Consider the following 14,270-nt stretch of genomic DNA (forward strand, 5'->3'; position numbering starts at 1 on the left):
AAGCAAATCTGTGTTCCTGGGCTATAGTCAAAACTAATAATGCCCTGTGCATATTGTTGCAACTATTAGCCAGCCAAACGGAGCCCGCCATGACTAAACCTATTGTGCATCACAACCCTTATTACGAGTTATTGCGTTCAGAGCGAGTGGCTGAATTCAACCAGCGTAAAGCGCGCGGTGAAGTGAAGGAGGGGATTCTACGTGGTGGCGATTTTCGCGGCCTGGATTTGCGTGAGCTGGATGCGAGTGGTCTGGATTTGCGCGATGCTTATTTTCGTGGCGCCGATTTACGTGGCATTGATTTTCGCACTACCCAATTAGAGGGAGCCAGTTTTTGTCAGGCACATATTTCCGGATGTTTTTTTCCGCGTGAAATTACGGCTGATGAATTGAGACTTTCATTTGATTTGGGGATACGTGTGCGATACCAGAATAATTAGCTATTTTCCCGAGGTAACAATGAAAATAATTTTTTTACCGGCACTCTTATCAGCGTGTGTGCGTAGTTTAATCATGGCGGTGATGTTATTTGCAATAGTCGGTTGTAATGATAAAACAAACGATTCTGAGTCTGTTCCGGTAACAACGAGAGAATCAGTCGCAAGCGCTGCACAAAACACCGCTGCAATTGAAATCAGTATTGTCGATAAACAAGCTACCTTTGAAACCCGTTCGTTGTTTGCATTTATGCAGGCGCAGCGTAAACAATCGATTATGTTTGGCCATCAGCATGAAACCACGCAAGGCTTAACGATCACAACTACCGACGGTACGCAATCCGATACCTTTAACGCAGTCGGTGATTTTGCGGCGGTCTATGGCTGGGATACGCTCTCCATAGTCGCCCCTCAATCAGAGGGCGACGTGGTTGAGCAAATTAAAAAAGCTTATGCGCGCGGTGGCATCATCACTGTGAGTTCCCATTTTGACAATCCTATTACGGATAAACAAAAGGGCGTGTGGCCAGTAGGGACTTCCTGGGATAAAACTCCCGCAGTTGTTGCCGCTTTGCCGGGGGGTGAATTTAATTCAGTCTACAACGGTTATCTCGATCAACTCGCTGCCTGGGCTAATAGCCTCAAAGACGATAATGGAAAACATATTCCGGTTATTTTCCGCATACTGCACGAAAATACCGGCAGCTGGTTTTGGTGGGGGGCGGAACAATCTACGCCCGAGCAATATCAAAAACTGTATCAATACACGGTTGAATATCTGCGAGATACCAAAGGTGTACACAATTTTTTGTATGCTTATTCGCCGAATAATTTTCCAGAGGCAACTGAAGCCAATTATTTGGAGCGTTACCCCGGTGATGCCTATGTCGATGTGCTCGGATTTGATACCTATGGTGCCGCTGAAAATAATGCTGATTGGTTTAAAAATGTAGTGGATAACGCGGCCTTGGTGGCGCGTATGGCAGAAGCGCGTGGCAAGATTCCGGTGATTTCTGAAATTGGTATACGTGCCCCGGATATTGAAGCGGGTAAATACGATAACCAATGGTATCGCAAACTGATTGCCAGCTTAAAAGCTGACAAGGATGCGCGCAATATTTCCTTCCTGCTGACTTGGCGCAATGCCCCTGAAGGTGTACCCGGGCCCGACGGTAAAAACGTACCTCACTATTGGGTACCAGCCAACCGCGAAGAAAATATCCAGAACGGCACATTGGATGATCTGCGTGAATTCTATAATGATGACTTCACCGCATTTAATCGCGATATTTCCGGTGTTTATAACATTGAAACCCGTGTGAAATAACTGATCGCTTTTTAATAGTAAAAACGGCCTTCATAGCAGGCCGTTTTTGTTTGTAGCAGGGTAAAATTCGGTTAATTTCCAGCGGCTATTTTGTTAGATGGTTAGTATCTGCGCGTTAAATTGATGCTCTTTTTCCAACTCCACTACAAACTTGCCGCCAGGCTATCAACATAACAATTAAAACCGCTCTCCCGGGTAAACACAGCAAGAGGCTCAAGCATGAAATTCTCCAAAAAACTCAGTGTCATCGCGATTGCATACGCTCTGGGCGCTATTCCATTTGTCACTGCACAAGATGCCAGCTCCAGTGCCCAGCCCTGGATGAAGACCGATCTCAGTGCCGCCGAGCGTACGCAATTAGTGCTCAAAGAAATGACGCTGGATGAAAAATTATCATTGGTTGTCGGTTATTTTGGCACTGATGCACCCTGGAAAAATTTTACCCGTCCAGTGGAGTCCCATCCACAATCTGCAGGTTTTGTCTATGGTGTTCCACGTTTGGGAATTCCTCATATTTGGCAAGCAGATGCCGGTGTTGGTGTGGCATCACAAGGTGGACCCAATGTGCGTGAACGCACTGCATTGCCATCGGGAATGAACACCGCGGCCACCTGGAATCCACAAGTGGGCTTTGAAGGTGGTGCAATGATCGGCTCCGAAGCGCGTACTTCGGGGTTTAATGTGTTACTTGCCGGTGGCGTCAATCTTGTGCGTGAACCGCGCAACGGCCGCAACTTTGAATACGGCGGTGAAGATCCACTACTCGCAGGCGTAATGGTGGGCGCACAGATCAAAGGTGTGCAATCAAATAAAATTGTTTCTACGTTAAAACATTTTGCCTATAACGATCAGGAATCCGGTCGCTTTCATTTAAATGTCACTATCGATGAAGCGGCAGGCCGCATGTCGGATTTGCTCGCATTGCAGTTTGCTTACGAAATTGGCAACCCCGGATCGGTGATGTGTTCATACAATCGCGTTTATGGTGTATATGGTTGCGAGAGTGAGTATTTATTAAATGAAGTGCTGAAAAAAGATTGGGGCTTTAAAGGCTGGGTAATGTCGGATTGGGGCGCAACTCACAGCACAATTCCCGCTGCCAATAATGGTTTGGATCAGCAATCCGGTTTGCCCTTTGATCATGCTGCTTATTTCAAAGAACCGCTAAAAGAAGCAGTCACCAATGGCTGGGTAACGCAAGCGCGTTTGGATGATATGGCTGGGCGGGTATTACACGCTTTATTTGAACAGGGAGTAATGGATAACCCGGTTCCGCAAGCCAGCAATAATATCGATTTCAAAAAACACGGTTTGATCTCGCAAAAAGATGCGGAAGAAGGCATGGTGCTACTGCGCAATGAAAAGGTAAATGGCGCAACACTTTTACCACTTGCAAAAGAGTTGAAAAAAATTGCCATCATTGGTTCACATGCCAATGTTGGCGTACTTTCCGGTGGTGGCTCTTCACAAGTCTATCCAATTGGCGGCATGGCAGTTAAAGGTCTTGGTCCTAAAGTGTTTCCCGGTCCAATGGTCTATTACCCTTCATCACCCATGAAAGCCCTTGCGGTACGCTACCCAAATGCACGTATTAGTTTTGATGAAGGCACCAATCCACAAGCGGCTGCAAAATTGGCGGCGGAAAGTGATTTGACCATTGTGTTTGCAAATCAGTGGACAGCAGAATCGGTCGATGTACCTAATTTGTCGCTGCCCGATAATCAGGATGCACTCATCGCCAGCGTTGCAAAAGCCAATGCTAAAACGGTGGTGGTGTTGCAGACTGGTGGTGCGGTGTTAATGCCTTGGTTAAACGATGTAGGTGCGGTTGTAGAAGCTTGGTATCCAGGCACGAACGGTGGCGAAGCAATTGCACGGGTGTTGTCAGGTGAGGTCAATCCATCAGGTCATTTACCGATAACATTCCCCGCAGCGGAAAATCAATTACCGCGGGCAATTGTCGATGGCAGTCTGAAAAAACCTGAGGAGCGTTTTGAAGTAAATTATTTCGAAGGCGCTGCGGTGGGTTATAAATGGTTTGAATTAAAAAACCATCAACCACTGTTTCCATTTGGTTTCGGTTTGTCTTACACCGATTTTGCCTACAGCGATTTAAAAGCCGATGTGAAAAACGGTCAGTTAAATGTCAGCTTCAGCGTAAAAAATACTGGCGCTCTTGCCGGTAAAGATGTTGCACAGGTTTACGTCGCTCCAAAAAGTGCCAAGTGGGAAGCACCAAAACGTTTGGGGGCTTTCCAAAAGGTGGATTTAAAACCGGGTGAGTCTTCCAATGTAACAGTGACTGTTGACCCGCGTTTATTGGCTATGTACCAAAGCAAAGATAAAACCTGGAAGATCGCCAAAGGTGAATACGAGGTTATCCTCGCAAAATCCACCGCTGAACCACAAACTAGCGTGAAAGTGAAATTGCCAGCACGTAAATTGGATGTGAATGGTAAATAGTTTATTTGATTGCACTTTCTATAAAATAAGGCGGCAATGAGCCGCCTTATTTTTTATATACAATTATTTCCTTTGTGTCTTGCGCGCAAATACCAAGCCCAGCAATCCCAATCCCAACAACATAATTGACGATGATTCAGGTACGTCAGAGATAATTGTATCGCGGACGTACCAGGTTTCGTAGACGTCATAGGGTGAACCTATATCGTAACCGTTGGTTAGTCTGCCCTCTGCAGCATCATTTAAATCGATGTGATTAAAGTTGCCCCAGTATTCAGACGCGAAACGATAAACTGCGTGATCGCTGAAGCCAGCGACGGCATCTACCGTTGCACCGCCAATAATAAAATCTGTCCAATCGGGGCGTAAGTCCCATTCAGCTTGGGTGGCATAGCGCCAACCTTCTGCAGCGCGATATTCAGGAGCTTCAATATTGCCTGGACCCCACTCCTCAGTAGCGATAGGACCTGCATAAACCCAATCCAAACCATTGAAGTTCAGCAAAATATTTTCGTCGGGAATTACTGTGGATGCATCGATAATAACAGCCTTGGCTTGCGCTCCGAACAACAAGCCAGCAGTTAACGTCAGCATGGTAATCATTTTTTTCATGGTCAATCTCCGTGTATGAGTGTTGTAATTTATTTTTCGCTATACCGCAGCTGAGAATTCAACTGCGGTATTTTTCATGGATACCCGCATGCGTGGGTATGACGAAAATGCAAATTAACGTTTGGCTCTTTATATTTTGGTAATGCGCAACCAGTTAATACTCCAGCCGCCTTGCTGCGCATAAATGCCGAGGTTGTAAGTGCCGGCATTGATGGTGACAGTTTGGGTTACGGTGGTGAAGTTACCCCAATCACCCGTGGCGGGAATGCTGGCATTACCCAACACAATTGAACCGCCGTTTAGATCGAGTGATAGCAGTGAACCGGTTGGGCTGGCTACACGATATTCCACCAAATAATTTCCGGTAGTTGGGAATGTGATGTTGGTAAATGCCATCCAATCGCCTGCATCGATTGCGCCAACCACTTGTCCGCCACCAACATCGCCAGTGCCAAATAATTCAAGGCCAGACATAAACGCATAGGTTTCTGCTTCTATATGTTGGCTGAATGCAGCTATTGAACTTGCACTTGATGAACTACTTGCCGGAGTGCTGGATGCAGCGCTTGATGAAGCAACAGAACCACTCACAACAAATTCAGCCCAGGGGGTATCCATTGCGCCGAGGGTTTGTGCAATTGTCATAAAATAACGCACGGTGGCACCAGCAGGTAGGCCGGTTAATTCGTAAGTGTTGGAGTTGTCAGCATTGTGTACCATGCGAATATTTTGTTGGCCACCACCGTTGACGGTGAAATGGATATCCGCCCATGCAGCGTTGTTTGCAAAAAATTGCACACTGTCGGCGGCGATAACGGTGTGGCCATAATTTGCGTTGGCAACAGATGAACTTGATGCTTGTGATTGACTGGTCGCGCTGCTGGAAGCAACCGCATTGCTGGTTGCTGTTGAGCTACTAGCGACTACAGCGCTGGTGGTTGCAACAGAGCTTGGCGCTGCCGCGCTGCTCGCTTTGGATGAAGTCACACTGTTGGTCACTGAACTGGCAAGGCTGCTCTTGGAGGAGCTGGTTGCCGGTGTGCAACTGGTAGATGTCGGCAAAGAATCCGGTGTTTCGCCTGTGCGTTTTACACGGAAACTTTTAGCGGGCACATTTAACGTCATACCATCTGAAAACACTACATACTGCGAACTGCAACCATAGTTGTACGCAATGTAAGTCATCAAACCATTTTTATTAAATGCGACAGCAGTAGGGCTGTTTGCGGTCAATGCACCTGTGCCTGTTGCCAAATGGCCTAATTGTTTGAGTGTGTAAACCCAGTGATATGTGTGCGCTTTGGTTTCACCTGCTTCAGGTACGTAGTTAAAACCATAGGTTTGCATATCATCGACAGCGGCCTGGCCGTCAGCCATTGCCCAAATATTCCACCAGACATCGCGCCATTGATCGTTGATCAAACCGGAAGGTTTGCCGTTGCTTGATTGGCTCATACCTAAATCGACATATTGATCGAGGTAATCAGCGTGTTGGCCAATGTGGAAAACCAATGGGCTCAGCGGCAGGCCTTGAATCCCCAGGATATGCGCGTAAGCACCGCTGAACCAGGTAGAAAATACATGGCCATTGCCCCAAATAATGGAGGTAGTCATTTTTGGATAAGCAGCATCAAAGTTATCGTAATCACCGCCTAAACCGCGGAAGCGATCCAGGTTATTCCAATATTCCCAATAAGCTGCAGTGGATGATGCATGTAAATAAATGCCGCGTTCAGTGAGTGCTCTGTTATTGGTGATTTGGCCGTACAACACCATTGCGCCGTAGGCATTGGCTGCTTCAGAAGTCGATTCGTTATTGTTGCCCAATACAAAGTTCGCATGGCCTGATGCCCAGGAGAATCCATAAGCCGGATCAAAATTGCGCAGGTAAGGGAACATGGCATCATCGCGCGGTGCGGCGTAATCGCGAATTAATAATTCCACCATGGGGCCGTAATTCGTTGCGCTACACCAGCTGGAATCAACACGGCAAATTTCTGCAGCGGCGCGGACAAAATAGCCGTAGTGGAAGTGGTGATCGTTTAATTGTTGTTGTGAACCGAATGATTCATCGTAGCCAAGCAAGGTATCCCAGTTGCTGTCGTAGGAAAAATATTTGGTGGTATCGACACTGCCGTTGGTATTCGCGCGGAACCAATCTTGCAATTCACCTTTGAGCCAATTGATCAGTTGATCTGCTTCGGCGGTCATGCCAATTGAGCGGGCAATTGCAGCGAGTTCGGCAACCTTGCCGTAATTTTTACCCGCCCAGTAGGTATCGGTCATATTGTTCCAACCGGCAGGGCCTTGGTTTACAAATTCAGTGACAAACGCTTTTAATTGGTTTGCATCGTAATCACCAATATTTTCTGGCAAATAAGGCAGCACACCCACGAATGGAATCGTGTAGCTAAAGCCATTGGTCGCTGCAAATTTTGTTACGCCGCGCGCGCTGCGCACTTTGTAATTGCTTACCGCTTGCGTAGAATTTTTCCATGCCATTGGCAACATGCCCGCCATAGTGGTTACGGGGGTGCCATTGAATTGGAATTTATGGGTCACAGTCACTTTGCTAGTGGTGCGGTTTACGGCGTAAGTGATATTCACTTTATCCACGCGCTGTGCAGCGTATTGTGCAAAATCCTGAATCATTGCTGCAGACGGCGTGCCGGATACTTGCGGCAGCAACGTGACTGTCATACGTTTGCTGGTATTGTTGATGCCGATAGTCGCCGTATTGATGTTGCTAAAAGTGGTTGCATCGTGACCGGTGATCAGGAAATTGTTGTAGTTGCCCGCAACGCTGGTCCATACACCCAGAGAGTTTCCTTGCTGGTAAAAAATCCCTTTTTCTCCGCCATCAGCGGCCTTGGTGCGCAACTGCAAGTTACCTTTGAGTGCAGTGAAATAGGCATAGGGCGAACCGTGCACAAAGGTTGCTTCCATCACCGGCGTACTGCCGCTGTTCCACTGCACAGTCACTGAGCCATCGCTGTAATCTTTCAGGTAGGCTTCGAGGTTGGTGTAATCGGTATTGGCAATGGCGATACCATCAAACACTTCATTGAATGGATCAGGAATGGAATACTGTGTTGCCGTGGGATTGGTACGCAGGCCGCCGGGAATGCCCATAATGCGCACGCCGCGATCAGTTATGCGCGCAGTCATAGGATCGGGCGTAATGTAGCCGGCGCCATTGGGATCGCCCACTTTCATTTCGCCCATAAACGAAATCGAACCCCACCAGCGATGGGTCATGGTGTGTTTGGCGGTTGCAGGAGCCACTTTTTGTGGATAGATGGCCGTGGGTGCGCCAATCGGGCTGCAACTGCTAACGCCCGGCTTGACGATGCCCGCGTTGTAAATCCAGTTACCATGATCAACCGCACATTTGTAACCGGCGGGGTTGGCGGCGTCGGTAATATTACCGGCACCGTAGGAGGTTATTGTTGCTGAGCAGACAGGTGCGAGTGCGACTGCCCCCCAGATGAGTAAGGCATTCTTTAACTGTTTCATGATATGTCCCATTTTATTGTTAGATTCTGGTGCGCTTGGTGCTCACCCGGCAGGCGAGCCTTGTCCGACGCGCCACCCTAGTCCAAGGTGTCAGTTAAATCGTCCCAAGTTGAAAATAAACCCAATGTGGGAGGGTTCACTTTATGGAATATAAAGAGTGAAACGCCTTTATCTAAGAAATAAGCCTGAGAAAAATTTTGCTTATTCACTCGTGTTGTAGCACACGTCGCCACTTATATAGATGCACTCTTTCGGTGGATAATGTTGGCTCTTGAGCAACCAAGATGAAACTGCATGAAAATTATCAATCTAGCTTCTGCCCCAGAACATATTCCCACTATCGCCGCGTGGCATCATGCGCAGTGGGGCTATTTAAATCCGGGCGGGACTTTGGAATCACGCATCGAACGCATGCAGCGCTTTTTAAAAGGCGCGCCTATACCCGCGATGTATATCTGTGTGGATGGCGAACACTTGGTGGGTACTGCTGCGTTGGTGGAGAGCGATATGGATAGTCACCCCGAGCTATCGCCCTGGCTCGCTAGCGTCTATGTGAGGCCAGATTGCCGCAAGCGCGGGGTGGGTGCGGCATTGGTGAAGCATATTGTTAGTCAGGCCAAAGCACTCGGTTTCAGCCCGCTTTATCTCTTTACTCCAGACCAAGCCAAATTCTATCGCGAGCTGGGTTGGCAGTTTATCGCGCAGGAGTCGTATCGCGGTGGCCAGGCGACGTTGATGAAGATAGATCCACTTTGACAACAATAGCGCGGCTGGTGACTTATCAGTCAGCTGCTTATTAATAAACAAGGAGTTGAACAATGGGAAAGCGTTATTCAGAAATGACTGCAGACATTCAGGAATTTATTGCTCGACAAAAATTATTTTTTGTCGGCACTGCCACCGAAGACAGCCGGGTCAATATTTCTCCCAAGGGAATGGATTCACTGCGCGTACTCGATAGCAACCGCGTTATCTGGCTCAATGTCACCGGCAGCGGCAATGAAACCGCCGCGCACCTGCAAACCCATCCACGTATGACCATTATGTTCGCCGCGTTTGAAGGTGCGCCGATGATTTTGCGTTTATATGGCAATGCTCGTGCGATTCATCATGGAGATCTCGAATGGAATCAACTCTACAGCAACTTTGCTGTAACTCCCGGCGCGCGCCAGATTTTTGATCTGCAAGTTGACTTGGTGCAAACTTCCTGCGGGATGGCAGTGCCTTTTTTTGATTATGTCACTGAACGCGAGCAATTAACCAACTGGGCGATAAATAAAGGCCAGGAGGGAATTAAAGCTTATTGGAAAGAGAAAAATCAGCTGAGTTTGGATGGGAAGGCGACGGGTATTGTGGAGAAAACGGTTTAGCAAATTTTTTGAATCAGAAAGGTAAAACTTGAAGCAAACACCTAATTTAATTGATATTTTTAGATGTATGTTTTAATGGAATATGGTATCGGCCGTTTAATAAACTAATATGGAGAATTAGGAGATTGTGAAAAGAGTTGTAGTTAGTATATTCATGTTTTCCTTGCTTTTTATAAATGCTATTTGGGCACTAAATTTTAGAGATCCTCATTTGTTATTTATCAGGGATTTTGAAATTTTATTTTTCTTGTTATCAAGTGTGTTTTTGGTTGTTAGTGCAATGCTACAAGAAAAAAAATGGATTAGAGTTTTTTGCTTGGTTTTCACTGCAATCTTGCTGGTTATCGTTAGCAAAAATGAATATTATTTTTATAAATATAAAAATGAGATTTTATTGAATGAATCAAACCAATTTTCTTTAATAAATAAACGATTTATTGTGGGTTTTAATGATAAAAACCAGATTAAAAGACTAGCTGTCAATGGAATAGCAGGGATATTTTTAACAAAAAGAAATATACAAGGTGAAACACATAATTCTCTAAAATCATTTATCGAAGAGCTGCAAGAAATAAGAAAAGAAAATGACCTGCCCCCTTTGATTATCACGACCGATCAAGAGGGAGGCGCTGTGTCCAGATTATCACCATTAGTTAGGCAGCAAGAATCATTGGCTATTGCTAGTAGCAAAGGAGAGTCAAGTTATGAGTATGGAAAGATGCAAGGAAAATGGCTCAATGAATTGGGGATAACAGTAAATTTTAGCCCCGTTCTAGACTTAAAGCCTAACCGGCCTCCAAGTAAATTTGATTTTCATTCTTTGATTGCGACAAGAGCAATATCATCAAATCCAATAGAAGTAGTAAATGTGGCATTACCTTATGTTAAAGGGCTTGAGGAGTCAGGTGTTAAAGCGACATTAAAACATTTTCCGGGGCTTGCAAGAGTACAATCTGACACACATCATTTTTCGGCTCGCTTGAATGCTGACATTCCAACTCTTCTAGAGACAGACTTGGTTCCATTCAGGGAGATATTGAAATCGACCTCGTCATGGCTAATGCTTTCACATGTAATATTAGAAAACGTTGACCCCGAAAATCCAATAACTACATCTAGTTTAGTTGTTGAGAGTATAATAAGATCAAAGTTAGGTATTAATAATGTGCTCATTACAGACGACCTAACTATGGGGGCGATCTATAACCGTGGTTTTTGTAAGAGTGTGGCTCAATCATATTCGACCACTATTAATTATTTATTAATTGCATATGACGATGAAAAATACTTCACTGCTATAAAGTGTATAAGATCTCTTAACGAGTAGCCGAAAAATTTGAACTTCCCCTCAGCTTTAGTCAATATCCTTCAATAGTAAAGATGTGCAGTTGTGCGCACACCGTGACTGTTGTTGATAATTGAACAATTTTATCACCCCACAATTTCCTTCAATGCTTCTACATGCCCTGCAAAAGCCTTGCGTCCTTTAGCTGAGAGTGACAACCAGGTTCTCTGCCTTCCATCGCTGGTTTTTTTGTTAATAACCACATAATCCGCATCGACAAGTGACTTAATGTGTTTGGAAAGTACAGAGTCGCTCACGCCCAATTGTTCGCATAGGGTTACAAATTCCAGTGATGCGACCGGTGCGAGAAGCGCGCATATTTTTAAACGGTTGGGCGCGTGGATCAATTCATCAAAACAAGCGGTAGCCATTAATTTTTCTCCCTTTCTTTTACATTCCATCGCAGACCAAAATGTAGGCCGTAAGCAAGAATCAGTGTATTGAATATACCCGCTATAACCGGAAATAAGAGGGAGCCTGTTTGCAGGTAAGTCACGCGGGATGACACAAGCAATGTGCAAATAAGAATGGCGGAAATAATCCCTGTTTTTGTTATGTTTACATCAACAATCTTTATGTCTATGCCTTTTACGTGCAGAGTAATAATCCATGAGGCAATACAGATGCAGCAAACAATATAGGAGCCCCATTGGATGCTAATCCACAGGTCATTGCTAATCATCAGTCCCATAGCAGCAGTTTTTATGCCCAAAGAGACTGCGCACAGAAGTATTAACCATAACGGCGGCCGCATACTATTAACGGCGATTTTGTTAACCATTGCTAATGATTCAAGTGCTGCTCTTGCATCGTCAGCGGTAATGGGGTGGTCGGTAGTATTCATCGTTTAGCTCCCTTTAGTTTCCGTTTCGGAAACTAATATAACATTGACTTTCCGTTTCGGAAAGTTGTTTTTTTTCGTTGCGGAAAGTGATGGTCATCTTACCGCTGCGCCACAGACTGCTTTTTAAAATGTTTGTTATTTTCTTGTATTGATCGCGATTTCTATGATCAATGGTCATTGATACGCCAAATGTAAAAATATCACTAGGTCGTTTCGTATTTACTCACATACGTGAAATATCGGGATTGATATGTTGATGTTGGCTAGAGGTCGCTTGTGATCAGAAGATGTCTCTAGAATTCACTTAACCGTTAGGAATCAAGGAGAAAGATATGCCAACTGCACTCAGACTTAGACCGTTAATTGCGGAAACTACTTTCAATGTATTTAAGCCACGCAGTGTTATTTTGTGGTCGCATAAAAAAATAAACGAAAAACGAGAACAAAACTCATGGTTGGGGCAAGCCACATCTGCCATCTTGCCTGCACCAGTGCGCGCAGGTTGGTACCAGCACTATGAGAAGGGTTCCATCTATTATTCAGATGCTGGCGCTTGTGTTATTTATGGCCTTATTCGCGATAAATGGGCTTCAATGGGGTGGGAGAACGGATTTTTAGGGTTTCCTGTTACAGATGAGCTAGGCGCAAACGATGGTGTTGGGCGCTTCAATCATTTCGAAGGAGGATCGATTTATTGGACCCCCGAGACTGGTGCACACGAAATACATGGTGATATTCGGCAAAAATGGTTTGACCTGGGTGCCGAGCAAGCAGGATTAGGCTATCCCATTTCTGACGAAGTTGACGTGAGTCAGGGACGTGCAAGCAATTTTCAGCATGGGCAAATAGCCTGGTCTCCTTCTGCGGGTGCGGCTGTATCGTCATTTATTCGGCCTGCGCCAGCGAGTGGAGTCAGACCTCAGGATCATGGTCATGCGGGAGTTACCAGTGTAAGGCGACGTGTTGTCGTTAGCGCGCATATGGATTTAACTGACCATGAAAACATTGGTGCTAATGAACATGGTAGCGGAGACGGTCAGGGACAGGCGACTGTCACCAGTGATATGCCACAAGAAACTATTTTTATGGAAGTTGTCGCGGGCGATGAAATGCGAGTTGAACTTAGATTAAATGCGCAGGCAATGATTAGTGGCGATGTAATGATGACTGGCACACTACGCCTTTATGAAGGAACAGATGATAGAACTTCCGATCTGGATGGTGAGGAACCGCTCAGTTTTATTGTCGTGCGCGACCAATTTACCGCGAAAAGCTTTGTGGTAAATAATGAGGATGAAGGTGACGATTTTGCTAATGTCACTATCAATATTAGTAACTTTGCTGTTTGATTTGAATAAAAATAGAATGTGTTGGGTTTAGTTATCATCACATTCTATTTTCTATCATCAGAATAGGTTTCTACATAACTTTTGTGTCATCCCCGCGCCAAACACTTAATAGCCACTGCCGCTGCAGAGGTTCTATTCTCCACACCGAGTTTTTTATAGATCTGTTCCAAATGTTTATTCACCGTACGCGGACTCATCTCCAAAATCTGGCCGATTTCTCGGTTGGTTTTGCCGTTGGCGATCCATAACAATACGTCGGCTTCGCGGCCGGTTACTGAAAATTGTTGTTTGAGGGATTGGGTGTCGTCAGCGGGTTTGTGAGGGTTAGTCAGGCGTAGTAAATATTCTTTGCCGTCGATTAAATTCAACATTTCCACGCTGAGTTCTTGCGTCACTTGTTGTAGTGGCAGTTGTCGCCCGGTTTCGGGTTTGTGGCTGATCCACTCGCGCAACTGCTGGCTAATGGTGTGGGTGAGGGCGATGGAATCTGCAGTGGCGCCGGCACCGTCCAACAATTGATAAACCTGTGGTGTGGCCCATACTAGTTGCCCGTGTAAATCGATGGTTAATAAATATTGCCCTGCAGTATCCAGGGCAGCACGTGCACTTTGGGTGATGCGTGCGTTGGCGAGGTGCACACGCATGCGCGCAATCAATTCGTCCGGGTTAATCGGTTTAGTTACATAATCCACACCGCCTGCATTCAAACCCATTACCACATGCTCAGTGTCGCTAAGGCCAGTCATAAAAATAATCGGTACATCGGCGAGCTGCGGGTTGAGTTTTAATTGGCGGCAGGTTTCAAAGCCATCCATGTTCGGCATTATGGCGTCGAGCAAAATAATATCCGGGCGAATATTTTTAGTGATGGTCAGTGCCTGCGCGCCTTCCAGTGCGACTAATACGGTGAAGTGCGATTCTTCCAATACATCGTTAAGCATATGAATACTGTCGATAGCATCATCTACCACCAATACGACTTGCGACTGGGTCTTAGTGTTCATTGC

General features: G+C 45.8%; 12 protein-coding genes. 7 read left to right on the forward strand and 5 right to left on the reverse strand.

The window, feature by feature from the left end:
- Positions 1-89 precede the first annotated feature (89 nt).
- The 3 genes from J2X05_RS18945 to J2X05_RS18955 all read left to right on the forward strand — a co-directional run bounded on the left by J2X05_RS18945 (position 90) and on the right by J2X05_RS18955 (position 4,227).
- Positions 90-440, forward strand: coding sequence for a pentapeptide repeat-containing protein (locus J2X05_RS18945; protein ID WP_310075547.1), 351 nt, complete (start codon positions 90-92; stop codon positions 438-440).
- Between the two features lie 19 nt (positions 441-459).
- Positions 460-1,764 (forward strand): glycosyl hydrolase, encoded by a 1,305-nt coding sequence (locus J2X05_RS18950; protein WP_310075549.1) that lies wholly within the window; start codon positions 460-462, stop codon positions 1,762-1,764.
- 219 nt (positions 1,765-1,983) lie between these two features.
- Positions 1,984-4,227 carry a glycoside hydrolase family 3 C-terminal domain-containing protein gene (locus J2X05_RS18955; RefSeq protein ID WP_310075551.1) on the forward strand — a complete coding sequence of 748 codons (2,244 nt, stop codon included), beginning with the start codon at positions 1,984-1,986 and terminating at the stop codon, positions 4,225-4,227.
- A gap of 63 nt (positions 4,228-4,290) precedes the next feature.
- On the opposite strand, the gene J2X05_RS18960 is transcribed toward J2X05_RS18955, so the two are convergent.
- Positions 4,291-4,839, reverse strand: a complete 549-nt coding sequence (locus tag J2X05_RS18960) for a PEP-CTERM sorting domain-containing protein (protein WP_310075553.1) — start codon at positions 4,837-4,839, stop codon at positions 4,291-4,293.
- A 129-nt stretch (positions 4,840-4,968) separates the two neighbouring features.
- A complete protein-coding gene (locus J2X05_RS18965) occupies positions 4,969-8,355 on the reverse strand; it encodes a glycosyl hydrolase (RefSeq protein ID WP_310075555.1) in 3,387 nt (1,128 codons plus the stop codon).
- Positions 8,356-8,649: 294 nt separating this feature from the next.
- On the opposite strand from J2X05_RS18965, the gene J2X05_RS18970 reads away from it, so the two are divergent.
- The 3 genes from J2X05_RS18970 to J2X05_RS18980 all read left to right on the forward strand — a co-directional run bounded on the left by J2X05_RS18970 (position 8,650) and on the right by J2X05_RS18980 (position 11,052).
- Entirely contained in the window at positions 8,650-9,111 is a 462-nt protein-coding gene (locus J2X05_RS18970; protein ID WP_310075556.1) for a GNAT family N-acetyltransferase, read from the forward strand.
- Positions 9,112-9,173: 62 nt separating this feature from the next.
- Positions 9,174-9,725, forward strand: coding sequence for a pyridoxamine 5'-phosphate oxidase family protein (locus tag J2X05_RS18975; RefSeq protein ID WP_310075558.1), 552 nt, complete (start codon positions 9,174-9,176; stop codon positions 9,723-9,725).
- Positions 9,726-9,852: 127 nt separating this feature from the next.
- The gene (locus J2X05_RS18980) at positions 9,853-11,052 is read left to right on the forward strand and encodes a glycoside hydrolase family 3 N-terminal domain-containing protein (protein ID WP_310075560.1); all 1,200 of its coding nucleotides are present in this window, start codon (positions 9,853-9,855) and stop codon (positions 11,050-11,052) included.
- Positions 11,053-11,156: 104 nt separating this feature from the next.
- Here J2X05_RS18980 and J2X05_RS18985 read toward each other — a convergent pair whose 3' ends face one another.
- Entirely contained in the window at positions 11,157-11,441 is a 285-nt protein-coding gene (locus tag J2X05_RS18985) for a transcriptional regulator (RefSeq protein WP_310075562.1), read from the reverse strand.
- Positions 11,441-11,914 carry a hypothetical protein gene (locus J2X05_RS18990; protein ID WP_310075563.1) on the reverse strand — a complete coding sequence of 158 codons (474 nt, stop codon included), beginning with the start codon at positions 11,912-11,914 and terminating at the stop codon, positions 11,441-11,443. The genes J2X05_RS18985 and J2X05_RS18990 overlap by 1 nt, the downstream gene beginning before the upstream one ends.
- A gap of 332 nt (positions 11,915-12,246) precedes the next feature.
- Here J2X05_RS18990 and J2X05_RS18995 point away from each other — a divergent pair, with 332 nt between their 5' ends.
- A complete protein-coding gene (locus J2X05_RS18995) occupies positions 12,247-13,263 on the forward strand; it encodes an LGFP repeat-containing protein (RefSeq protein ID WP_310075565.1) in 1,017 nt (338 codons plus the stop codon).
- An 86-nt stretch (positions 13,264-13,349) separates the two neighbouring features.
- Here J2X05_RS18995 and J2X05_RS19000 read toward each other — a convergent pair whose 3' ends face one another.
- On the reverse strand, positions 13,350-14,267 hold the full coding sequence (locus J2X05_RS19000) for a response regulator (RefSeq protein WP_310075567.1): 918 nt from the start codon (positions 14,265-14,267) through the stop codon (positions 13,350-13,352).
- Positions 14,268-14,270: the final 3 nt, after the last annotated feature.

The organism is Cellvibrio fibrivorans (assembly GCF_031457055.1).
GTDB lineage: Bacteria > Pseudomonadota > Gammaproteobacteria > Pseudomonadales > Cellvibrionaceae > Cellvibrio > Cellvibrio fibrivorans.

Excerpts from the sequence above, each read along its gene's own strand:
- J2X05_RS18945 (WP_310075547.1), top strand. The coding sequence starts at position 90 with ATGACTAAACCTATTGTGCATCACAACCCTTATTACGAGTTATTGCGT.
- J2X05_RS18950 (WP_310075549.1), top strand. The coding sequence starts at position 460 with ATGAAAATAATTTTTTTACCGGCACTCTTATCAGCGTGTGTGCGTAGT.
- J2X05_RS18955 (WP_310075551.1), top strand. The coding sequence starts at position 1,984 with ATGAAATTCTCCAAAAAACTCAGTGTCATCGCGATTGCATACGCTCTG.
- J2X05_RS18960 (WP_310075553.1), bottom strand. The coding sequence starts at position 4,839 with ATGAAAAAAATGATTACCATGCTGACGTTAACTGCTGGCTTGTTGTTC.
- J2X05_RS18965 (WP_310075555.1), bottom strand. The coding sequence starts at position 8,355 with ATGAAACAGTTAAAGAATGCCTTACTCATCTGGGGGGCAGTCGCACTC.
- J2X05_RS18970 (WP_310075556.1), top strand. The coding sequence starts at position 8,650 with ATGAAAATTATCAATCTAGCTTCTGCCCCAGAACATATTCCCACTATC.
- J2X05_RS18975 (WP_310075558.1), top strand. The coding sequence starts at position 9,174 with ATGGGAAAGCGTTATTCAGAAATGACTGCAGACATTCAGGAATTTATT.
- J2X05_RS18985 (WP_310075562.1), bottom strand. The coding sequence starts at position 11,441 with ATGGCTACCGCTTGTTTTGATGAATTGATCCACGCGCCCAACCGTTTA.
- J2X05_RS18990 (WP_310075563.1), bottom strand. The coding sequence starts at position 11,914 with ATGAATACTACCGACCACCCCATTACCGCTGACGATGCAAGAGCAGCA.
- J2X05_RS18995 (WP_310075565.1), top strand. The coding sequence starts at position 12,247 with ATGCCAACTGCACTCAGACTTAGACCGTTAATTGCGGAAACTACTTTC.
- J2X05_RS19000 (WP_310075567.1), bottom strand. The coding sequence starts at position 14,267 with ATGAACACTAAGACCCAGTCGCAAGTCGTATTGGTGGTAGATGATGCT.